This window comes from Salinivibrio sp. SS3, from assembly GCF_001722105.1.
Taxonomy (GTDB): Bacteria; Pseudomonadota; Gammaproteobacteria; order Enterobacterales; family Vibrionaceae; genus Salinivibrio; species Salinivibrio kushneri.
In genome coordinates, this window is sequence record NZ_MEBQ01000003.1 from 205,146 (window position 1) to 228,581 (window position 23,436).

Genomic DNA, 23,436 nt, shown 5'->3' on the forward strand with positions numbered 1-23,436 from the left:
TCATCGCACGGTGCATTTCGTTGATGCGTTATGTCACGTGAATGGGCGAATACTTGGCTAGATAATGAGGGCAGTACATTACCGGTTGTGGTAAAGCAAGTGAGATGGTGGCTTCGTAAACGCCTGGACTTAGCCGTGGAATGCGAGGTGTTAAGGGGCGACCTTGCCACGCAGGGCTTTGGTTTGGCTTTTGCGTTTCTTGGCGTCTACGCGGCGACGTTGTGAAGCCTTGGTGGGTTTAGTGGGTTTACGTTTTTTCTGCTCTACCATCGCGCCTTTGATCAATGCTTGCAAGCGCTCTAGCGCGTCTTCTCGGTTTAGCTCTTGGGTGCGGTAGTTTTGCGCTTTTATCACCACGACACCGTCTTTAGATATACGCGAATCAGACAGCGCCATTAAGCGGGCTTTGTACGCATCAGGCAATGATGAGGCTTGGATATCAAAGCGCAAATGAATGGCGCTCGATACTTTGTTGACGTTTTGCCCGCCTTTCCCTGCCGCGCGGATAGCCGTGAGCTCAATCTCAGTGTCAGGAATCGCTACCTTATTTGATAGGGTGAGCATACAACCTCTCATGCGTGAAGAAAGAGCGCAGTGTACACAGAGTAAGGCCTGCGGCGCAAATAGACCGGCAGGCCAGGGCGGCTGGTTGGTGAGTCATCACGTTAGGGGAGATCAAATACCAGTGCTTGACTGGTTTCGTTGCCCTTATTACTGAAGGTCACATGAAGGACATCTTCAATTTTTGCGCCATCGCCGGGGCCCAGAGATGTCGTTTCAACGTCGAGCGTGCCCGCGATCTCATGCACATAGGCATGGCGTCCTGCCTCCAATGCTAAGGTAACCGATTCACTGGGCGGTAGAATCAGCTGTAGCAAACGCGCATCTTGTTTGATGCGTAAGGTGCCATTTTCTCCGGTTGGGGTCGCGATAACGGTAAAGCCAGCCTGCTTACCAAAATCTTTTTGCTGATAACCCGGCTCCCCGCCTTGTTCATTGGGCTCAATCCAAATTTGTAGAAAGCGCAAGGCTTGGGTTGATGAGGCATTATACTCGCTATGATAAATACCACGCCCCGCCGACATCAGTTGGAACTCGCCAGCGGGTAGAGTTTGTCGGTTGCCTTGGCTATCTTTGTGTTCGATTTCCCCTTCCAGCACCAGACTGATGATTTCCATATCACGGTGTCCGTGGGTATCAAAGCCTGCGGCGGGCGAGACGATATCATCATTGATCACACGCAGTGCAGAGAAGCCCATGTGCTGGGGATCGTAATAGCTACCAAATGAAAAAGTATGGCGGCTTTGTAGCCAGCCAAAGTTGGCCTGACCGCGATCGCTGGCATGACGGACGGTAATCATAATGCTTCTCCTCACTGATTTGATGTTGAACAGCGGTGACGCTGAACAATAGCTGCAGTGTATAAACAAAAACGCCGTGCGAACACGGCGTAAGATTGAGCATCTTGTTCTAAAAAGCTGAATGATCATGGAGAGAACGGTAAGCGATGAAGCTAGAAGTAAAAGTAGCTAGTAAGATGGCCACTGATCTCTTCGCTGTCCCAATGCTGATAGCGCGCTTTACTGCGGATGGACCAATCTGAAGTCACACGCCAGTTCCATGTCATATCCACTTGTGAATGTGACAGTGAATCACGATTAAGCAGGGGAAGATATTGGGCTTGTAAACCGAGGCGGTGGTCATCAGCAAGCTGCCAAAGCAAGCCAGATTCAATCCCTGTTGAAAGATTTAGTTGGTCATCACTGGCATCGCCATGCGAGAGTGCCGTGGACCACAGAGCGTAAGTATGGAGACCATCGGCCTCGCCCCAAGACTGACCTATACCGCCTTGCGCAAACCAACGACTGGATGGCTCTCGCGCAGTGGGTAGACGATCAAAACCTGCGCGGATATTCCACGATAGGCTAGAAAAAACCGGCTTTTTGGGGGCGATTGTCATGGCATCGATCAGATAGAGCTTATCCAATTGTGTATCGCCGTCTTCATCATGGCTCACTGCCACATCGACAAAACTGATTTGCGCGCCGGGGACAAAGCCATCTTGAGGATCCAATAAATCATGATAAGCCGCGCGCCATTCGAGTGTTAACGCATCCGGACGATACCTCGATGCCCTTGCGCCAATTCCAACGCGTGCAGATCCGTGTCCTTTATCCGGTGCGACACTGGTATTAGCGACGGGTTCAAATGGAGAGACGGCGCTGACTTGGCTCCTTAGTACGAGTAGCTGAGTAAGACGCTGTGCATAAGGGTCTCGAGGAAGCCCTTGATCATAGAAATCAAAATTGAGCCATTCGTACGCAAATTCATAAATAGCTGCCAGCTGCTCCGCACTATATTGTTTGTGGTCAGGAAAATCGCCATTTTTTGCTTTTTGTGCTGCTTCAAACACGATTGGAGACGTCTGCTGCGACATATTTAACAATCTAGTGCCAAATGACGCGCGGAAGTTGGGCCTTTCAATCAAATCATTATTGGCGAGCGTTTTAACCGTATCTGAAGGAATGGCTTGAAAAGGAAAGTCACTGACTAGTCGCAACTCTTCGCGGGCCAGCTGTAGCAAGGCAAGTAGTTGGTATGAGCAGTTTTCATCGAGAAAGTAGTAATCGAATGTTGCGCGCTGCATTTCCCATAAGTGCAGGAGTACCCGGTTAACCTCTTGTTCGGAGAGGTTAAGGGCATACTCCCAAATATCGCGAGACTCAATGTCATTGTACTCTCGGACCTTACGGTAATAAGGCATGACGGTAAACTGTCCCGGATAGGCGCCAAACAAGCCTTTTGCGGCATACAAAGCAGCGTTATCGTTTTCGCTTGGTTCGGCAGCAAAGTTGACGGCGAAGGCGACTAATTCTTTGTTGCGGGTCTGATCCCTAGCATCAATGCGTAGTAGGGTGTGGCCGAACATGGATGACGGGTTATTCATAAATGCTGTCGGGAACACTAACGTCATGGCCTTGGGGTCAAGCACCTTTTTCCAGCGTTCAAGTTCGGGGCAATCGAGTTTGGCAGTACGACCTGCTTGAGATTCGAGCCACGTATATCGTGCTGGATAACGGCACCGTGTGGCCTGTGCCACAGCCGTGTCGGCATGATAAAGCGCGTCAATGGTCGCCGTGAGCTCTTGCTTTGGCTGTGTCTTTCCGTGAGGAGAAAGGAAGAAGGTTTGAGAATCGATCGTACTCTCATAACCAGAAAATGTTTGGGGTAAATAGTGACCAAGTTTAAGCCAGTACGTGTGCTTAGCTAAATTGGGAATGTCAAAGTCACTTTTCTCGGCAAACGTAGGCGCGCTAAACAAACAGAGAATAATGAGACTAATAGAGGAAGATAGAGAGGCGAAAGCGTTGAGAAGTCTCATATCAGTACAACGAGTTATATATGAAAACATGAAAGTGCCCGAGTAGGGCACTTTCGTACTCTATCCTGACCAAGTTGGAGAGGATATTATTAGCGTTTCATCACTTAGATTTTATACGCTGCAAGCTGCTCATTTTGAGCAACAACCGTGTTTAGGTTGGTCAGTACTTCCTGTGAAGTTACTTGCTCTGAGGTCATGATAGACGCAAAGTTTTGCTTAGCAACGTCGTTAAATGCTGCTTTGTCTGCATCTTTGATGCCCCATACTTCAGAAAGCGTTGCCAAGGTTTCACCTTCACCACGTGCGATATCACGAGCTAGGTTGTCCATATTTCCATCGATGAACATAGCTAGTTTCTGCTGTGAATCAATGGTGCCAGTACCGTCACAGCCCAATGTACCAAAGGTAATACCAAAGGTTTGGTTACCTGAAGTACCGTTAGTGGTGGCGCCGAGAACTTTGTAAACTTTGCCTTGTTGGCCATCAAATACCATTGTACCCAGACCACAACCGATATCAGAGTCTGCCATTGCAGCGCCAGAAAGAGGAAGAGTCGCAAGAGCAGCGATTGCAATTAGTTTTTTCATGGTAATCCTTTTGATAAAAAATGTTGGCATTCAGCGTTTCTCTCCCCGTATTCGTTCTCAAATGTGAGAATAATAGACAGAGCGACGCCAAAAATTTGGTCTGACGATTCTATTGATTGTTTTGTATAATTTCAACTACACCCAATAAACTTGGGGGAAGCCACCCAAAAATAGAAAAAACGCACTACAAGGTTTTGTGTGGCCCAAAGCACTCATAGTGGAACTGTTCGTCAGGCACGCCAAGCTCGCGAAGTTGTGCTTGAGTATGGCGCATAAAGCCAACTGGGCCACAGAGATACACCTGTACCTCTGAGCTGAACGTATTGCTCACCGCAGTGAGATCCATCCATCCGGTATGATCAAAGTCTTGTCCAAGCGTATCCGTGGGTTGAGGTTGGTTATACCAAATGTGCGTCTGAATATGCGCGTGCTGACGCGCGAGGGTGCGGACAGGATGATTGAAAGCATGCAGTTTGCCGTTCTCGGTAGCATGCAGCCAAGTGACGGGCGCGTCATGTTCGGTCAGGCTTTGTAACATCGCCAACATTGGCGTTACGCCCACCCCGCCAGAAATTAATACCACGGGTGTATCTTGATCCACGTTCAGTTTGAGATCGCCGGCCGGTGGGGTGAGCATCACAGTGCCACCAACGGCCAACTCATCATGTAAGTAATTGGAGACCTGACCTTGTGGTTCCCGTTTTACCGAGATCTGATAATGCTGGCCGTTAGGCGCATGTGACAAACTGTATTGACGAATTTCTTGATGTTCAAAGCCGGTATGATTAACGACAATGCCAATGTATTGCCCGGCCGTAAAAGGCGCGACGGGCTGTCCGTCTTGAGGGGCAAACACAAAACTGGTGACCTGTTCACTCTCGGGGCGTTTTTCAATCAAAGTAAAGGCTCGCTGCCCTTGCCAGCCACCGATTTGGGCGTGGCTATCTTCATAAAGCTGCTGCTCTTTGGCGATAAATACATCCGCGAGCACTTGGTAGGCTTCAGCCCACGCATCGAGCACGGCTTGTCCCGGCGAAAGTAGCTCATCAATGGTAGCCAATAAATGCTGACCGACAATCGGATAGTGCTCAGCTTGGACCAGCAAGCTGGTATGTTTGTGAGCAATCTTCTCTACCGCACCCAGTAAAGCAGGCAAGTTGTCAATGTTCTGTGCATAGGCACAAATAGCGTTAAACAGTGCTTCCCGCTGATCGCCATTTTGCTGGTGGCGGAGGTTAAAAATATCCTTTAACTCGGGGTGATGGTGGAACAGTCTTTGGTAAAAGTGGGTTGTCAGCTTCGGGCCAGTTTCGGCGAGTACAGGGGCAGTTGATTTAACAATATCAATGGTTTGTTGGCTTAACATCAGCATCTCTCTAAACATGTATATTTAATGCATGTTTTAAGTTGTATCTCAAATATATCTTTTAATCAATAGAAGACTTACAATTCGGCCAAGCAGCAAGAGGCGCACATGCAACTAACCAGCTTTACAGATTACGGACTTCGCACCTTGATTTTTCTGGCTTCCTTGCCAGAGGGTGAGCTCACCAACATTACCGAGGTGACACGCTTGTTTGGGGTGTCGCGCAATCATATGGTGAAAGTCATCAACCGTTTAGGGCAGTTAGGCTATATTCAAACGGTGCGCGGGAAGAACGGGGGGATTCGTCTACTGCAAGCGCCGACCGCCATCACGGTGGGGCAAGTGGTACGCGACCTTGAACCGTTGGAACTCGTCAATTGCTCGGTTGAGTTTTGTCATATCACCCCAGCGTGCCGTTTGAAAGAGCGCTTAGCAAAAGCCAAGCAAGCCTTTTTAGAAGAGTTGGATGCATGCACCATCGATGCGCTTATCAACGACAATCGCGAGTTAATGATCCTGCTCACCCGCCCCTAAATGTGCAAGGACAGCACTAAGTAGAGCTTATGGCCAATTCCGCTTCAACACACACAGCTTCGACACCATCTGCTTCAAGTCGCAACAGTAAAAACCTGACCGTTTTGTGGGAGCTGATTGCGTTTATTCGTCCTTATCGCTGGCAAGTGAGTGCGGCCTTGTTGGCCTTGGTGTTTACTGCATCGTTAACGCTGTCGGTCGGACACGGCGTTCGGCTTTTGATCGACCAAGGCTTTGCACAGCAATCACTGGTTGAGCTGGGGAATGCGGTACAGTTTATTTTGCTGATCACGGTATTAATCGCGATTGGCACCTTCTTCCGCTTCTATCTGGTGTCGTCAGTGGGTGAGCGGGTTAGTGCTGATATTCGCCAAGCGGTGTTTGATCATGTGATTGGCCTGCATCCGAGCTATTTTGAAACCCATGGCAGTGGCGAGATCATGTCGCGTATCACCACAGATACTAGCTTGCTGCAAAATATTATCGGCTCTTCCTTTTCCATGGCAATGCGCAGTGCGTTAATGTGTGTGGGCGCGATCATCATGCTGTTTGCCACCAATATTAAACTGACGTTGATTGTGTTGGCCTCCGTGCCTTTTATTTTGGTGCCAATACTTATCTATGGCCGTCGTGTGCGGGCGTTGTCGCGGCAAAGCCAAGATTCGATGGCGGATGTAGGCAGCTATGCCGGCGAAGCCATCACCAATATTAAAACCGTGCAAAGCTTCGCGGTAGAAGATCACGCCAAAGCCGCCTTTGGGCAAGAGGTGGAGCGTGCCTATCACATCGGATGCGAGCGCGTGAAACAACGAGCCATTCTTATTTCCGGGGTGATCGTGATTGTGTTCAGCGCCATTACTGGCATGTTATGGGTCGGCGGGCGCGATGTGATTCAAAGCACCATGTCGGCAGGCGATTTGGGCGCCTTTGTATTTTTCGCCATCATGGTTGCCTCTTCCATGGCCACCTTGTCGGAAGTGATGGGGGAGTTGCAGCGCGCGGCAGGCGCAACAGAGCGCTTGGTGGAGCTTTTACACGTGCATAGCCATATTCGTACTCCCGCCAACTCGCTGAGTGTCGATGCCCAATCATTAAGCAACGATATTTGTTTTGAAGCGGTGCACTTTCATTATCCCACGCGTCCCCATCAACCGGCGATTGATACGCTGAACCTTGCTATTCAGCCCGGTGAAGTCGTCGCCTTAGTCGGACCGTCGGGGGCGGGAAAAACCACCGTATTTGAATTACTGCAACGCTTTTATGATCCGCAGTCAGGCGCGATTATGCTAGGCGGGCAAGATATTCGCCGCTTATCCCCGCAAGCGTTGCGCCAACAAATGGCATTGGTGCCACAACAACCCGCTCTGTTTAGCGATGATGTGATAGGTAACATCCGCTACGGCAGGCCAGACGCCAGTGACCAAGCCGTGAAAGAGGCGGCCATTCAAGCGCACGCTGATGCCTTTATTCAGCAATTACCGGATGGTTATCACAGCTTTTTAGGTGAGCGAGGCGTGCGGCTTTCGGGCGGCCAACGACAGCGAATTGCGATTGCCCGCGCAATTCTCAAGGATCCGCGTATTTTATTGCTCGATGAAGCGACCAGCGCGCTGGATAGTGAAAGTGAGCATGCGGTGCAGCAAGGCTTGGCGGCTTTAATGCAGGACCGTACTACCTTGATTATCGCTCACCGCTTATCGACCATTCAGCATGCTGACCGCATTGTAGTGATGGATCAAGGTAAGTTGGTGGATGTAGGCAGCCATACCGACTTGCTGGCGCGCTGCCCTCTGTATCAACGCTTGGTAAAACGGCAATTTAGTCAGCCATCGCATTCCTAAGCGTTGTTTTCCAATTCTTTGATTTGTTGGTCAATCTTTTCCGCTTCTTCGGTGAGTAGTGAGTAACCTCTGATATCGCCATTGCGCTGGGCCTCAAAGGCTTGTTGTTGTTTGGCGTCGTACTGTTTTTTTAGCTTTTTAACCGGATTCGGCTTTAGAAACGAGAGCATAGTGGATCCCTATAAATAAATGGTCGTTTTCACTACGACGTCAACCTCCACTTAGATGACCGATTTATTGGTTGTATGTAAGTTGATTGCATTCAGCATCACGCTTTTTCTAGCGGGTTAACACAATGTTGGATTCAAATAATGTCAATCATTAGTATATGCTAATATTTTGATGGATTATAAAAAGGAGTGCATCATGAACAAGAAACAAATGATCGGTGTGCGAGAACATCAAATGCGATCGATGAAACTGTTGGGTCAGTTATGCGAAGCGGTTTATTCCTAAATTAGGTGCGAAAACTCGGGTTTAGTACTCTACCGACCATTTTTCTCAGCCAAATATGAGCCGGATCCGTCGCTTTTCTTCGGTGCCAAATCATATCGAAGTCAAAGGTATCAATGTGGAAAGGAGGCCGAAAAATAGTCAGTTTCTGATTATTTTCGCCCGATTCCAATGCTCTGGCTGCTACCGTTAGGATGAGATCTGTTCCGGTCACTAACTCACCGGCCGTTCTCCAATGTGGCAAGACCATACTGATATTTCTGTTGTGGCCTATTTTGTTTAGTGATTGATCAATTTCGTTGTCAGTACCTACTCTCAACGCCACAAGCACATGAGATCGCGCCAACCAAGCGGATAAATCTAAGTAACCGCACTCGGGCATCGTTGAACTATCGGCGACACAGACAAACTCTTCATTGAAAAGTGTTTCGACTTGTAACTCTTTACCCACTTCAGGAAATACGCCAAACGCAAGATCGGTTTCCCCATCAATTATACTAGCGATCATTGCATCTCTACTACCTTGTGTAACAACAAGCTTAATATTGGGAGCTATGGCTCTAATTTGACGTGAAAGTTCAGGCAGAATAACTTTCGCACCGTAATCCGACATAGCTACGTGGAAAGTACGACTGGTCAGATTAGGATCAAACTCTGGCGGTTCAAAGAGCGTTGTCAGCTGGGAAAGCGCTTCGTCTAGCGGTTGTAAAAGCTCCTCTGCTTTAGGCGTCAGTTCAAGTTTGCCAGACTTCCTAATCAGTAAAGGATCATCAAATATTCTTCTTAGATAAGCCAGCGAATGGCTAACTGCGGGCTGGCTTTTATTTAGCCTTACCGCTGCCCGTGAAATGTGTTTTTCAGACAACAAAGCCTGTAAGGTAACCAAGTGATTAAGATCGATTCGTCTCAGATAATTCATATTGTGCATTTGAATGAGCATGATAATTTAACTCATTGTACAGAATATAAATTTCTAGACAAATCTATATTCTTTACCATCTGCTAGGTTAGTTTATGAGCTAGAACCGATAGCCCTAGCTCGTATAGCGTTTATTCAAACACAATCTGTCGTTGCTGATCGGAAATAAACTCTTTATCATCAGGACTTTTTTCTATCGTGCCAAATGGCATTTGGGCGATAAGCTTCCAACTTTTAGGTAACTGCCACTCATCAGAAATTGCGGTGTCAATTAATGGGTTATAATGCTGTAGCGTCGCACCAAGATTCTCTTCAGCAAGTGCAGTCCAGACAGTTAACTGCGCCATGCCATTCGCCTGTTCAGACCATTTTTCAAAGCTGTCTGCATACAGAGGATAAGCTTGCTCAAGCTCTTTAATCACGTCTATCTCTTCAAAAAACAATACAGTACCAAAACCAGAAGAAAAACATACGTCAATTTTCGACACGCTGATATCTAGCTCACTTGGAGTCAGCAATTTTGCCAACTCGTGTTTCACTAATGTCCAAAGTCTTAAATGGTGATTACCAAATAATACCACCACACGCGTACTTTGAGAGTGAAACGCGGAAGGTGTCAACTTGACGGCATGGTTAATCAGCTCTGAGATATAATCCTTAGCTAAAGTAACGTTGCTTCCTAGACTATAGATAGAGCGTCTTTTCTCTAAAATTGACAAAAATTGATTATTCATAGTTATCCCCTATTTGTTATATTCCGCAATTGATATTTCTTGATCATTATTGTCAGCGCTGACTGAGATTGTTGTATTTCTTACCGTAAAAAACTGTACCATCACCATTCCTGAAATAATGAGTATGACGCCCATCACTCGTCCTAAGTTTATCTCTTTTTCTGGCAACCCCATTAATCCAAAATTATCAATAAATAGTGAAATAATGACTTGCCCAGTAATGACACAGACAATAAAGGTCGTAGCACCTAGCTTGGGTGTCAGGACTAACGCTGCAGTCATGTAGATAACACCAGCCAGCCCACCCAACCAAGCCCACCAGGGTAACCTCCCCACACTTTCAAGATTTATTTCTGGAACTTTCAATGCAATTAAAATCGGTACTACTACAGCCAAACTTACAACAAGCGACACAACTGTCGCCCATAAAGGATGCCCTAGCTCTTTACCAAGAAATGCGTTACTCCCCGCCTGAAAAGGCACCAATGCACCAGCAATAACAGCAACAAGTGAAAAAAGAAAAAGAGTAATTGAAAAGTTGTAATGCATATTATTAATCCCTTATATAGTTTCTAATTTTATTGTTTCATGATTAACTGTATTTATGAAATTCTAAAAAATTATCTCTATTATTCGCCATGCGAATATATTCCATTAAATAACCTGACTATAACTAAGGATAAAGACCAATGCGATTCTTGAGCAAAGTGGCGATTACTTAATTTATAAAGACAATGAGTTAGTAAACGTTGGCTGCTTGTGACACATGGCCTCAAACATGGTGCAGGCTGAGCCGACCAAGATCAGCTTGGTGGCCAAACAGAAGCGCTGTCTCATGAATCCCAGCTTCTTAGAGAAAGTTTTAGCCGCAGGCATACCGACGATGGTTGAAAAGTGAACACTCATGCGCTCGCCCTGGGGTAGATATCTTATGGAAAGAAAATAATGGCGGTGATAAAGGGGTAGCTAAACATGTCAAAAAAATAGAAATCGATAGACGAAGAAAAGACGCATTTTGTAATGGAAGTACATGTTACGACATGGCCTTGATTGAACACATCAATAACGATATCGATGAAATGCAAGGCAATCGGATTATATTCTTGCATCTGATTGGTAGTCATGGTCCAACGTACTTTCAGCGTTACCCTAAAGACATGGCGTATTTTCAACCTGACTGTGCGCGTTCAGATATCGAAAACTGTGAAAGAGAAACTATCATCAACAGCTACGATAACACCATCCGTTATACGAACTATGTGTTGAGCAAAGTGATTGAAACACTTAAAGATAAAAGTGATGAGTATAATACCGCGATGATGTACGTCTCTGATCATGGTGAATCATTGGGTGAAAATGGCGTTTACTTGCATGGCCTTCCCTATCGCTTTGCCCCTGATTACCAGAAGAAAGTACCGTTGATGGTATGGCTCTCCGATGGTTTTAAGCAAGCCAAGTCTATCAACGCCTCGTGTTTGCGTGAAAAGGCGATGGAGATAGGCCATTACTCTCACGATAATATTTTCATTCGTTACTTGGCGTGATGGACATAGAAACACGTGTCTATCAGCCCGATAATGACATATTTTCTTCATGCCGGATGCAATAGCCGATTGATAAATCACTCCTCAAAATACGGCGAGCACTGAGACACTCCATACAAAATGAATTAGAAAGAGCGACACGAATCGTTCGTGTCGCTCTTAAATTGTGTTCACTTAACCCGTGGAACACGATAGTAGATTAAAAATCCACTGATGCTGATAGTGTGATTCGACGACCTTCTATGAGACTGAGATCGTTGTAACTTGCCGTTGTCCAAGCGTCTTTATCGGTCAGATTGCTGATGTTGGCGCGCACGGTAAAAGGAAGTTCGTTCACGGTGGTTGTATAGCGAGCACCAATCCCCAGTAGTGTGTAGCCAGGAATCGAACGTAGATTTTCATTTTCAATGTACTGCTTGGATAGAGCACTTGCGTTCGCAGTTAATGTAAGGTTTTGGATAAACAGCGGATCCCATTCAGCTCCGAGTTTAGCTTGCCAGTCAGGTACACCAGCGGCTTGATTGCCATTATTCCCGCCATCTTTTGTTTTGACTAATTCTGCATCGATATAAGCCAGCCCCCCAATTAGGCGAATGTCATCAAGGGGTGAGCCAAAGAAACTCCACTCAACGCCTCGGTTACGTTGTTCACCGTAGTAGCCAAACACATTGGTCTCACTGTCGGTATAACTACTTGGACGTGTGATTTCATAAAGGCTTAATGAATGAGTGAAAGTGCCGTGATCAATTTTTAATCCCATTTCTTTCTGCTTAGTTTTATAGGGCGAAAAAATTTCCCCAGAGTTGTTTGCCGTAGTCGGTGCTGTAGCGCCTTTATTAAGCCCTTCAATATAGTTGGCGTAAGCCGAAATGTTATCAGTCAGCTTAACGAGCAGGGCGAAGGATGGTGTAACTGCACTTTCGTCATATTCGGCACCGGTTGACAACATTCCTCCAGTTTGCTCTGTTTCGACTTGTTGATAACGCGCGCCCAAGGTAAATAGGTACTGTCCTTGGTTGAAAGACAGAGTATCGGCGAATCCAATGCTAGAAAGTGTGGTCTCAGTTGTGAGGAGCAAAGGATAGTTTAAGTCGAGTTCCGGTCGAGTTCCCCAATGAGGGTCATACAGTTTAGAATCCACGGTAATGCCGCGGAAGCGCGTAGCATAGAGATTGTACGCCTCGTCGTAGCGCGTGATGTTGGTGACAAGATCATGGCCGATGCTGCCTGTTTCGAAGCGACCGTTTAATCCTAAATCAAGTGCCCTTCTTTCGTTATCATCACTGACACCACCAAGTGTCGTTTTCATGTCACCGGCATTGTTATAAACTTCTGCTTTATCAGCGCTCAATCCGTGATAGTCCCATTCGGTAATGCCTGCGCTAGCATAGACGCTAACACGATCATTGATATCATATTCCGCTCGAGTTATTGCCCCTTTGGTTTCGGACTTGTAGAAATTCCAGCTCGGGTTCAACAGTGTCTCGTTTGAGGGGGGATTGAGGATATCGACTCCAGGAGCAAAAGTGATCCCACGCGTTGGGGCATCGACGGTTTCTTTAGTGTGGTAAAAGTCTGCTGATAAACGGATATCATCACTACGCCAGTCTAGTGCAATGGCACCCAATTGCGATTGGTTTTCTTGGTGGTTGATAGTTCCATCGCCCGATAAATAGGCACCGTTAACACGTATTCCAAACTGCTTATTCGTGCCATAACGTCGGCCAATATCTAAATGTCCACCAACTTGAGAGTCTGACATATACTTGGTGGTTAAACGAGTTAGTGGCTTCTCAGTTGCTCGTTTTGTCACTAGATTGACTGCTCCCCCTATTGATCCGTTTGGTGCCATGCCATTGAGCATTGCCGAGGGACCTTTTAATACGTCAACGCGCTCGTACATTTCTGTTGCACTGCGATAATAAGGCGCCATGCCAGCCAAACCGTTGACAGTTGCATCATTACTATTGGACGAGAAGCCCCGAATAGAGTAGCTTTCACGGCTCTCACCACTGTTATTACTAATATTGACTGCGGGATCGGTGACACTGATAACTGCAGATATGTCGCTTGCTTGATTATCTTTAATGTATTTTTCGGTGTAACTGATAGCACTAAACGGCATATCTAAAGCGTACTTATCACCTAAAAAACCCGCGCGGTTTGTTTCTAAAATCTGCCCGTCTGTACCGGGATAGACTGGCTTTTTGTCTTGTGAGCCATAGATAGAAATGACCTCCATTGAAGCAGACTTATGATTGGCGACATTCGCAGCCTCATTAGTGTCTGCGAGCACTGTAGGATGGTACAAATAAGTACTACTGGCAGCGATTGCAAAGCTAATGGCATTTTTACTAAATCGACGAGATCGTTGCGTAAATGAACGTTTTGTTTGTTTACTACTTATATCGGCAGAGTGTAATTGCATATATGAGAAAAGATCTTGCATATAATATCCTATTGTCATCATTGTGGAGCTCAAAACCAAAACACGAGTTACTAATACATACGATAACCCAAACGCAAACGATACGCATTATCATTTGAGTTTTTTTTTGGTTTTTATCGATATCCTTTAGTGATGTCGTCAAGCATAATATTGATTGCAGTAGGGCTGGCAGCGGCTATATACCAAGCGTCTGCGTCCACGAATACCACACGATGATTTTTCCATGCTTTGGTTTGTCGTAGCAGAGGGTTGCTAACGTCGTCATAATTAATCTTTGAGCGACGCTCCATGACGGCTGTCCTATCAACAATGTAGAGAATATCTGGATCCGCTTGTTGGATAAACTCACTAGAAATCGGTTGTCCATGAAGCGAGTTTTCAGCTGCGGCACTGGCAGGGTTAACGCCTAGCTCTTCGAAGATAAAGCCATAGCGTGAGTGAGGGCCAAAGTTTCGAAATGCGCCATTATTATGCAGTACGACCAGTGCTTTTTCGGAGCGCGTGCTTGTTAATTTTTGTACTTCTTGTACCTTGCGCTGCAATTTCTTGACTTTTTGCTGAGCTAACGCTTCTTTATCGAAAATCTGTCCCAATGTAATGAGATGTTCTTCTACTTTTTCAATATGATTTTGGATACTGTCATCAAAATGTATAGTCGGAGCAATATTCGCCAGTTCCTTATAATTCTCTGTATGTAAAGGCGTCATCAGGATAAGATCGGGCTTTAGCATATATACACGCTCTATATTAGGTTGGACAATGGCACCTAAATCTTCAATGTTTTGATCAACCTTGTATTCGCTCAGATAATGAGGAACATAGTCTTTTACCATTCCTGCGATAGGAACTTCTAATTGATCGAGGAAATCCACTTCATTCATATCTAGCGCAGCGACTCGATTTGGGCGATATTCAATCACAGTGTTACCTAACTCATGAGTGATGGTAATTGGCGTTATAAATTTCTCTTTTTCAGAGATTTGAATAGGATCTGATTGATTATCACATCCTTGTAAAACAATAGCCATTATGCCCAAAGTAGAGATAGAAAAAATTTTTTTGCATAAGTTCATATTATTCTCCTGTTAATTAGATTGTTAGTAATAGCTCTGTAAATAGAACTCATTATTTTCCTCTGGACCGGATGATAAAAATAATAAAATAAGTGCCGCAAAAAAGGTTAACAAGGATATTGACACTGGTTCTGTAGTTAAATACATGCTCGATGAAGAACTGTGCGATAAGGAAGATGATGATCGATATAGCGCAGCCAAGTGGTAAGAGTATTTTGTGTTGATGCCGGATTGCTAAGGCATAAGTGATATTGGCAACAAATATACCCATAAAGGTAGTCGGGCCAATCAAACTGGTAGAGACTGCAACGAGAATGGCTATCAATGCAATAAAGAATTTTACATAGCGATGATAGTCCACCCCAAGAGAAATAGATTGTTCCCGCCCCAGAGCCATGACATCAAGCACGGGCAAAGTTTTATAGCCAACACATAGTGTTGCTAATACCACCATCGAACCATAGAAAAGCTCGTCAGGTTTAGAACGGTTGAACGACGTATAACTAAATCCTTGAAAAATCGAAAACTCACCTGGGCTGATACTAAGTTGAATATACTGTGTGAAAGTGCTGATGACCATAGTGAGCACGAGACCGAATAGCAGTAACTGAATAATGTCTTGTTTATAGCGGGATATTAACCAAGCATGAATTGCCCAAGAATATCCAAGCATTAACACCATAGAAATTGAGAAGTTACTCCCACTACTCAGTAGTGCTTGCCCTTGAGTGCCCAGAAAAAACAACAATAGGGCTTGCCACAAAAGATAGACCGCTTCATAGCCCATCACTGAGGGAACTAGAATACGATTACCAACGATGGTTTGGAAGATAATGGAGGAAACGGCCAAGCATATACTTGCTAGAATGATCGTAATCACTCGTGTTACTCGCTTTGGAATGAGATAGTCAAAGTCGAATCCAGAGCCTATAAATATAAATAATACTATTAATAAAATAATAATGCTTACTGTGCTTGACACTATAAATTTTTGGCTCATCGTATACCCTTTAAAATTAACACTAAAAAGATTAACCCGCCGATACCTCCTGCAGTTAAGCCAATTGGAATTTCATATGGGTATAAAATCAACCGACCTAAAATATCACATATTAGTAATAAACAAGCCCCTCCCAAAGCCACAATAGGTAGCGTGCGAGATAGGTTTTCACCATATTTCAATACTACAAGATTAGGGATCACCAAACCTACAAATGGTATAGCACCTACAGTAATTACTGAAGTTGCTACTGTTATTGATACAAGAATTAGTCCTAGTGCCGACATCCAAGCGTAATTGAGTCCTAAGCTGGCTGACACATCTTGGCCCATACCTAAAACGGTAAAACGATGAGCGTAGATATAAGTCAAAATGACTATAGGTATGATAAGGTAAATTAACTCGTAATGGCCTTGGATGATTTTTGAAAAGTCGCCTAGTAGCCAACCTTGCATGCTTTGTAATATATTGTTTTGGTAGGCATAAAATTCTGCGATAGAACTTAATACGCTTCCGTACATTATCCCTAAAACCGGTATCAATACTGTATTTCTAAACTCGATACGGCGAATGATGATAATAAAGATTAGACTGGTGACTAAGCAAAAAGACATAGCAAACAGTACCTTGCTTGCTGTGCTAGCGCTTGATAGTGTAGTCAGTGACACCAGTATACCTAGTTTCGCAGCATCTAATCCGCCGGACGTCGCTGGCTCTACAAATCTATTGTTCACAATATGCTGCAAGATGATCCCACTTATCGATAGGCCTATTCCTGTTAGAGCAATAGCGATTAACCTTGGTAGGCGGCTAGCGGTAAGTGTTAGCCATGCGGTTTGTGAACCATCTAATAATCCTTGCCATGAGATTGGTTGAGAACCGACCATGAGTGATACCACGCATAGTAGAGAAACTACTATAGTTAACCTTAATGTCATTATAAATATATCCACTTAATTTATTAGCTAAGATGGAATTCATGGCCTATTAATAAATAAAAAGCTTAAATCACCTTCTATGCAAAAGGATAATGTCTAGGGGGACTACTTTATAATTGGTCTAGGTCACAAAATACTGCATCTTTAGGAATGCCATAGTGTTGAAAAGAAGTTTCTTCTGAAATTCGGTAGTAAGGCTTATTAGTGATATTATTAATAATTTTTGCATTTCTATATGCACCTATGCCAAGATCGGGGCCTCCTACACCTTGCTGGTATATCTCAGGGTTCTGTATAAATATTTTTCCTCTACCTTTGTCACAGCGCTTGGCGCTGAAGTCATTGTTAACAATAAAATCATTATTTTCATCGGTATCCAGAACAGAACCTTTCAATTTTTCTAGCCAGGTAGGCCAGTGATGGCGATATCCAGTCGCGGCAATAACTGCATCTGATTCCAGAAAGTAGATTTTTTTTAGTTGTGTATGCTCACATTCCATTTTTAATCCATGCGTTAAACCTATTGGTTTAATCGATTTGACATGACAGTTTGGATTCAGCACTAACCCTGGTACACGACCACCGATAGAACGCTCATATAAAAGTTCGAAGATATCGTCAATCGTCGAGCAACTAATACCTTTGTATAATAGCCCTTGGTGACGGACTACGTCGCGGCGTTGGTTCCGCGTTAAGGTTTGGAAGTAGTCCATATAGGCTGGAGTAAAGCATTCCTGTCCTAGTTTGGAGGATTCCATAGGGTGATAGCCTGCCGACTGAGTCACCCATCTAATGGAAGCACCCCGCTCAACTTGCTCTGGCGTCAAAGAACGAAATAAACTAAGCACGCACTCTGCAGCGCTTTGTCCAGAACCCACAATGGTGACTTGTTGACATTGTGTGAGTTTTTTTTTCAAGTTGGCGAACTCAGAGGCATGACGTACTAACGGATGGTCACATTTTTCAAGCCATTGAGGAATATTGGGCTGAGTGCCAATCCCGATTGCTAGGTGTCGGCTAAAGTATGTCTTTTTTGGACCAGAAGCTAACTCGCTTTGGACAGAAAAAACATCGTGAGTATGATCATAAGAGATATGATTGACCGATTCTTCAAAGCGGCAATTATCTAGCTGTTTAACCGCCCAACGACAGTAGTGGTTGTATTCAATGCGCGGAACTAGAAATTTTTCATAGTAATAAAAATTATATAAGCGATCTTGTTTATGAAGATAGTTTAAATAGCTCAAAGGGTGACATGGGTCAGCCATAGTCACTAAGTCAGCAAAAAAGGGGACTTGTAGTGTCGTGCCTGATAATAGAAGGCCCTTATGCCAGTTAAACTCTTTATGACGCTCTAGGAATAAAGATTTTATATCACCATGTTTAGATAGTAATGCAGCTAATCCTAGGTTGAATGGGCCAAGACCAATTCCTGTAATAGTATTTACTGTATCCATATATTTCAAACTCTATAAATAAAATTAATCTATGGTTTTTTTAAACCTTAACTGTTTAATAGTTTTTCAACTTCTCTTGCGTTACGGCATTTTATGATATCCTTTGCCGGCATTTTCACAGAAAATATATTATTTAATTTTATTATTATACTTTTAAAATGTTGCGGCTTAAGTCCAATATCCATAAAGTTCATATCCCTATTGATGAGGCTGGACTCTTGTATTCCTATTACATCTAAATAAACCTTCATTATTTTATCTTGTGTGGATTTTTCTTCATCTTTAGACGTACTTATGCTTATGTTCGACGAGTTATCTTGTTCGGTTATTGAATGTTTGTAAATGTCAAAACAAAACTCTTTTCTAGAAACGATTTCTTGAATTGCGCCTTTTATGGATTCAAGGAGGGACATGACTATAGTCGAATTTACAGCATCAGTAACATAATCAACATCAAATACTAATTCATCTTTATTTTGCTTGGTGAACCGGATGTCTATTGCTACTTGGGGCGTTTGTGTCAATCCATTTTCTAAATACATAGTGTGACTCTCAGGGACCTCCGGCCAAGACAACCCATTAGTGATGACAATAGGTAGAATAGGATTGGTATTGCAGGTTTCAATCAACTGTCGAGCAATGTCTATACCAGAAAATTCTAGGTGTTGAAGTCCATGATGAATGTCATTTTGTAGTTTTTTAGCTTGGTTGATAAATTTAAGTTTGTTGTGTTTCCAAGTGACAGTAATAAATGTCGAATTATTCTCAAGCGCACCAGAATAAAGAGGTAGCACAGGAATTGCTGTATAGATAAAATTATCTTTAGACCAGTATGATAGTATTTCTAGAATAATAGACATTATAGCTGTGTTTTTAAACAATCCTCGTTTGGCAGACAATTTATAAAAATTCCGAAAGGTGCTGGCGTCAATGCATGTACTGAGGCGCTTGAATCTTGCACTTTTTATGCTGTTTAAAGGCTTAAGCCAAGGGACTTGAGGAGGGTTTTTAATATTCTCTAACTTACAACGCCAGTATTCTTTATCCTGTGCTCGAGAGAGTGTATTTGTTAACTTTTCCTTTTCTAAACACACGGTCTCTGAATAGCTTTCTTTTGATGAAAGAAAATCTGTAGGTATAAACAGTTCGTTCATGAGTGTGGCAATGGCACGACCGTCGAGAATTAACGCGTCGAAACGTGAAAATACAACGAGATTTTCATCGTGGATTTGGAACACAGTAATATTCCATGGCGGTCTATCTAGGTTGAATAGTGCATGTGTATAGCTCTCTCGGTAGCGGTTAATATAAATATAGGCCGCTTGAGTTGACATATCTCTCAGATCTATCTCAGTTAAATTGATAAGAGCTCGTTTTGAGACACTTTGCGTTAGCCTTTGGGTATCAATATAGGTTCGAAGGCTGTCATGTCGCTCGACCAGTGAGCCTAGACGTTCGCGTAGAATTCGGATACAGAAATGTCCAGTGTACTCACGAAATTCCTGCATAGCGACACCGCCGATGGGGAGCTGATTTGTGCGCCCTAGCAAGTACGCTTTTTGCAATTTCGACAAAGGCTCTTCGTTGGAGCATTGATTAAAATTATCATTTTTATTCTGTGAAATTGACTGGCCAATTGTATCAAGTAAGGCATGGTAATCACGATCAAATAGCGCCGGAGTTTTACTAAGCATTTTTAGGGACTGCATAAAAAAAGTGAATACTTCTTTGACCCAATGCAGTTCTAGGTAATCTAAACGAATATCCCAGTTGATTAAGGCGCCATCATGAATTCTCACTGCTTGAGCATCGAGTGCGACTTGAGGTCCTTGCGAAATACACCAGTCCATTGAACCAAACGTTTGTGTCACCCTTTCGGAAAACAGTGCTCCCCTAGGTAAATCCAACGCAGCGGTAAACACGACCGGTGCGACTTGAGTATTGCCACGGCGCCGAGATAGATCGCGAAGAATGTCAACGCCTGAATAATGTGAGTGTTCAAGCAGCTGTGCCATTTGGGTACTGATTTCTAGGGATAGAGAAGCTAGGCTACGATGCCTTTTAGTATTGAGGCTCAATAATACGAAGTTTGCAAAATCACCCACACAGCGTTCGGTTTCTTCTAAAACAGGTGCACGCCAAAAGGTTGGGACATTGAGTCTGAAATGACTATCTTGAATAAACTGACCAAGCGTAAAGGAAAATGTCCCCATAATTAAACTGGATAAGGTTATTTTATGCTGCCGAGCTAACCTTTCTAGCGATTCTACGTCGTTCAGTGACAGTTTATTAGTCAGGCAGTGGCTTTGTGCCGTTCTTGAAATACTAGTAGTAAAGGGTAAAGAAGGCGCAGGAGCAATATCGTCTAGATGGTCTTGCCACCAATGACGGTCACGAATAGAAAGCTTGCGGTAACTAGGATTACTTTTGAGCGCTGCATGCCATTCAAAAAAAGAGGGAACAACAGGAAACTGTGCGTCCGAATCGAGATAAAACTGAGCAAGATCTTCCATGAGCAATCGAAAACTCGAGGGATCTATTGCAATCATATCGCTGTCGATATGGAGGCGAACATGATTCTCGCCTACCAAACTTACCGAAAATCTAGTTACTTGACCATGACGTAACTCCAATTGTTGATGCGTCCATTGGTCGCGTTTTTGCAGCAGTTTAGATTGCCTCTCGCGCTCGCAGAGGCCAGTTAGATCTTCTATTTCGAGAACAGGCGTACGACGAGTAGAGACGTCACGAACGATGGCTTGACCGTCTGTTTGTAATACTAAATTAAGTATGGCGTGTTCTTGATGAAGGCGCTGAATTGCTGATTCAAGCTTATGTAAATCAAGTGATTGTGTATTGAATTCTATGTATAGATGGGCCGAGACACCATCCAGAAAACCTGAGTGAGTTTCACGCCCAAACCAGCATGCTGCTTGCATCGGGGTTAGATCGTTCATATGGAATACTCGGTTGACATGTTGATAATGATAGGCAATGCTACATGCAAATGATAATGATTAACAATATTTTTCTGCTTAATCTATCATTCTTTCGGCACAGATCAATAAAGAAGGGGGCTGTTGTCGATGATTGCTCATACATCGGCAAAGGCTAGTCAGCAGCACTGATGCCCAACTGATACTTTTGTATCGAAATTAGCCCCTTTGGCTTGATTGATTTCCTCAAGTTCAGATAGCGGATAGGCGACGTACGGATATATGACATATGTAGTGGAGAAAAATGAAAGACTTTGCTCTAGTGATGACCAAGAGCAAACGGGAATAGTAGCTCTTCCAGTTATGGAAGCATTAAGTGATTCGTTAATTGAGGACTACATTGCTCGCTTAGCACATCGCTTATTTGACGCTAGAGAAGATAAAATTGCGTTGATTTTTGATGGCCAGTTTATCTCTTATGCCGAGGTAGGAGAGCGAGTTTTAAGGATCATCGCGGGTTTTGAAGAAGAGGAACTGCGCGCTGGAATGGTATTGGCCGTTTGTTTAGGTAAGAGCCCAGATTTTATTTACACAGTATTGGCGTGCACACTGATGGGTGTGATCTGGCTTCCTATTGACATGGACTCTCCTGTTGAACGAACGACCTATTTATTAGCAAATAGCGGTGTGGACCGCGTGATTACTCAAACACCGATCGATGGACCAGTCAACCTATATATAGAGTCTTTGCTGAGTATGCCTAAGGCTGAGATAGAAGGACGTTTTCGCTATCGTTTGGATGAAACACCAGCTTACTATTTGTATACCTCGGGAAGCACGGGAACCCCTAAATGTGTGGTGCTTAATCATCGTGCGACGGCGAATGTGTTGCAGCAAACCATACGACGTTGGAACATAACTGAAAAGGATTGTGTGATGGCGGTTACGCCTTTCCATCACGATATGTCGGTATTCGATATTTTTGCGACGTTGTCTAGTGGAGCAACGTTGGTATTACCTAGTCAAAAACAGCAAAAAGATGCCCAAGCTTGGATTGATTTAGTTGCGCAACATCACATTACAATTTGGGTGAGTGTACCTGCCATTGTGGATATGCTGTTTACATTAGGCAATGCTGTTCAGTTACGTTCATTACGACTGATTGCTCAAGGTGGGGATTATATTAAGCCGTCGCTATTGACACGGATAAGGTCTTTGCTGCCCAACACTCGTTTATTTTCATTAGGCGGACCGACTGAAACGACTATTTGGAGTATTTGGTATGAAATTCGAGAATGTGATGTTGACTCGGTCCCCTATGGAGAGCCATTAGTCTATAATCACTATTATATTTTGAACGAACAACTGCAGCCCTGTGCAATCGGTGAAGTTGGAAAAATGTATATGTCAGGTATTAACCTATCAAACGGTTATTTAAAAAATGGCCGGTTAATCAAAAATGACTTCCTTCAAATTCGCAATGAACGGCAGCATGTTGAGACCGTATTTAGAATGTCTGATCTGGGCTATGTAAGAGATGATGGGTTGATTATCTTTGCAGGAAGAGAAGAAGGCTACTTGAAAATTAAAGGTGTCAGAATCTCAGCGGTTGAAGTCGAAAATACGCTGGCTCAGCATCCAAGCATTAAAGATGCTATCGTGGTTAGCTGTTCTCATCCCGGTAACGACTTGACTGAGTTGGTTGCGTTGTATACTAAACCTACCGAGATGTCTGCAATGATTACTAAGGCCGCTCTGAAAGAGCACATGAGTCGTTATTTGCCCTATTCACATATTCCCACGAAGTGGTTGTGTATTGAATGCTTGCCGTTAACAGCAAACGGTAAAGTAGACCGGAACGCACTGACTAAAAAAGCAAAAGAACACTTTTTCCCCTCATCGATAGACTCATCTCTCGTAGGATATGATATTGGTGAGGTAGTATTAAATAGCTTTAAAGGTGTTATCGAAGCTGAAAAATATTCATCTATCAGTGAAAGAACAGAGTTATCAACCCTTAGCTTACGACCCCAGCAGTTGATGACGGTAACCAAAAAACTGAGTGACGTTCTCCAAGTTTCAATTGAATTTTACAAGATTGCCAAATGTCGTACATTGAAAGACGTCATAATATATTTAAATAAACAAGGCTGTGCTGTTTAGAATTTTGGATTATGTCATTCAATTAAATGCGTGACACAAGAAAGAATGTATCACGCATTT

At 43.9% G+C, this 23,436-nt stretch carries 18 protein-coding genes and 2 pseudogenes; 5 read left to right on the forward strand and 15 right to left on the reverse strand.

What is annotated here, in order from left to right; translation table 11 throughout:
• Positions 1-150 precede the first annotated feature (150 nt).
• From arfB to hmpA, 5 genes are all read right to left on the reverse strand, one after another.
• Positions 151-564: an alternative ribosome rescue aminoacyl-tRNA hydrolase ArfB gene (gene arfB, locus BGL48_RS01430; protein ID WP_069360982.1), complete on the reverse strand. Its 414-nt coding sequence runs from the start codon at positions 562-564 to the stop codon at positions 151-153.
• A 101-nt stretch (positions 565-665) separates the two neighbouring features.
• Complete coding sequence (locus BGL48_RS01435; protein ID WP_069360983.1) at positions 666-1,361, reverse strand: pirin family protein; 696 nt, start codon at positions 1,359-1,361, stop codon at positions 666-668.
• Between the two features lie 152 nt (positions 1,362-1,513).
• On the reverse strand, positions 1,514-3,382 hold the full coding sequence (locus BGL48_RS01440; protein ID WP_069360984.1) for a DUF4105 domain-containing protein: 1,869 nt from the start codon (positions 3,380-3,382) through the stop codon (positions 1,514-1,516).
• A gap of 104 nt (positions 3,383-3,486) precedes the next feature.
• Entirely contained in the window at positions 3,487-3,969 is a 483-nt protein-coding gene (locus tag BGL48_RS01445) for a DUF3015 domain-containing protein (protein ID WP_069360985.1), read from the reverse strand.
• Between the two features lie 184 nt (positions 3,970-4,153).
• Positions 4,154-5,335, reverse strand: coding sequence for an NO-inducible flavohemoprotein (gene hmpA, locus BGL48_RS01450; protein WP_069360986.1), 1,182 nt, complete (start codon positions 5,333-5,335; stop codon positions 4,154-4,156).
• Positions 5,336-5,443: 108 nt separating this feature from the next.
• Between hmpA and nsrR the strand changes: the two genes are divergently transcribed.
• Together nsrR and BGL48_RS01460 are read left to right on the forward strand one after the other, a co-directional pair.
• Positions 5,444-5,869: a nitric oxide-sensing transcriptional repressor NsrR gene (gene nsrR, locus BGL48_RS01455; RefSeq protein WP_069360987.1), complete on the forward strand. Its 426-nt coding sequence runs from the start codon at positions 5,444-5,446 to the stop codon at positions 5,867-5,869.
• Between the two features lie 29 nt (positions 5,870-5,898).
• Entirely contained in the window at positions 5,899-7,710 is a 1,812-nt protein-coding gene (locus BGL48_RS01460; RefSeq protein WP_069360988.1) for an ABC transporter transmembrane domain-containing protein, read from the forward strand.
• On the opposite strand, the gene BGL48_RS16090 is transcribed toward BGL48_RS01460, so the two are convergent.
• The 4 genes from BGL48_RS16090 to BGL48_RS01475 form a co-directional block, all read right to left on the reverse strand.
• Entirely contained in the window at positions 7,707-7,880 is a 174-nt protein-coding gene (locus BGL48_RS16090; protein ID WP_106406585.1) for a DUF6435 family protein, read from the reverse strand. The genes BGL48_RS01460 and BGL48_RS16090 overlap by 4 nt on opposite strands.
• A gap of 287 nt (positions 7,881-8,167) precedes the next feature.
• Positions 8,168-9,103 (reverse strand): LysR family transcriptional regulator, encoded by a 936-nt coding sequence (locus tag BGL48_RS01465; RefSeq protein ID WP_218089789.1) that lies wholly within the window; start codon positions 9,101-9,103, stop codon positions 8,168-8,170.
• A 110-nt stretch (positions 9,104-9,213) separates the two neighbouring features.
• Positions 9,214-9,816 (reverse strand): nitroreductase family protein, encoded by a 603-nt coding sequence (locus BGL48_RS01470; protein ID WP_069360989.1) that lies wholly within the window; start codon positions 9,814-9,816, stop codon positions 9,214-9,216.
• 9 nt (positions 9,817-9,825) lie between these two features.
• Positions 9,826-10,365 carry a DMT family transporter gene (locus BGL48_RS01475; protein WP_069360990.1) on the reverse strand — a complete coding sequence of 180 codons (540 nt, stop codon included), beginning with the start codon at positions 10,363-10,365 and terminating at the stop codon, positions 9,826-9,828.
• A 172-nt stretch (positions 10,366-10,537) separates the two neighbouring features.
• Here BGL48_RS01475 and BGL48_RS16430 point away from each other — a divergent pair.
• Both BGL48_RS16430 and BGL48_RS01480 read left to right on the forward strand, forming a co-directional pair.
• Positions 10,538-10,714: pseudogene (locus BGL48_RS16430) on the forward strand (ISAs1 family transposase); the annotation flags it as partial.
• Between the two features lie 13 nt (positions 10,715-10,727).
• A pseudogene (locus BGL48_RS01480) lies at positions 10,728-11,425 on the forward strand (phosphoethanolamine transferase); the annotation flags it as partial.
• 134 nt (positions 11,426-11,559) lie between these two features.
• Here BGL48_RS01480 and BGL48_RS01485 read toward each other — a convergent pair.
• The 6 genes from BGL48_RS01485 to BGL48_RS01510 form a co-directional block, all read right to left on the reverse strand.
• Positions 11,560-13,809 (reverse strand): TonB-dependent receptor, encoded by a 2,250-nt coding sequence (locus BGL48_RS01485; RefSeq protein ID WP_069360992.1) that lies wholly within the window; start codon positions 13,807-13,809, stop codon positions 11,560-11,562.
• 113 nt (positions 13,810-13,922) lie between these two features.
• Positions 13,923-14,882, reverse strand: coding sequence for a siderophore ABC transporter substrate-binding protein (locus tag BGL48_RS01490; RefSeq protein ID WP_069360993.1), 960 nt, complete (start codon positions 14,880-14,882; stop codon positions 13,923-13,925).
• Between the two features lie 52 nt (positions 14,883-14,934).
• Complete coding sequence (locus tag BGL48_RS01495) at positions 14,935-15,882, reverse strand: iron chelate uptake ABC transporter family permease subunit (RefSeq protein ID WP_069360994.1); 948 nt, start codon at positions 15,880-15,882, stop codon at positions 14,935-14,937.
• On the reverse strand, positions 15,879-16,820 hold the full coding sequence (locus BGL48_RS01500; protein ID WP_069360995.1) for an ABC transporter permease: 942 nt from the start codon (positions 16,818-16,820) through the stop codon (positions 15,879-15,881). The genes BGL48_RS01495 and BGL48_RS01500 overlap by 4 nt, the downstream gene beginning before the upstream one ends.
• Positions 16,821-16,930: 110 nt before the next feature.
• Positions 16,931-18,277 carry a putative histamine N-monooxygenase gene (gene basC, locus BGL48_RS01505; RefSeq protein ID WP_141698048.1) on the reverse strand — a complete coding sequence of 449 codons (1,347 nt, stop codon included), beginning with the start codon at positions 18,275-18,277 and terminating at the stop codon, positions 16,931-16,933.
• A 47-nt stretch (positions 18,278-18,324) separates the two neighbouring features.
• A complete protein-coding gene (locus tag BGL48_RS01510) occupies positions 18,325-21,234 on the reverse strand; it encodes a condensation domain-containing protein (protein WP_069360997.1) in 2,910 nt (969 codons plus the stop codon).
• Between the two features lie 261 nt (positions 21,235-21,495).
• On the opposite strand from BGL48_RS01510, the gene BGL48_RS01515 reads away from it, so the two are divergent.
• The gene (locus BGL48_RS01515) at positions 21,496-23,376 is read left to right on the forward strand and encodes an AMP-binding protein (RefSeq protein ID WP_083238376.1); all 1,881 of its coding nucleotides are present in this window, start codon (positions 21,496-21,498) and stop codon (positions 23,374-23,376) included.
• The last annotated feature ends 60 nt before the right edge of the window (positions 23,377-23,436 follow it).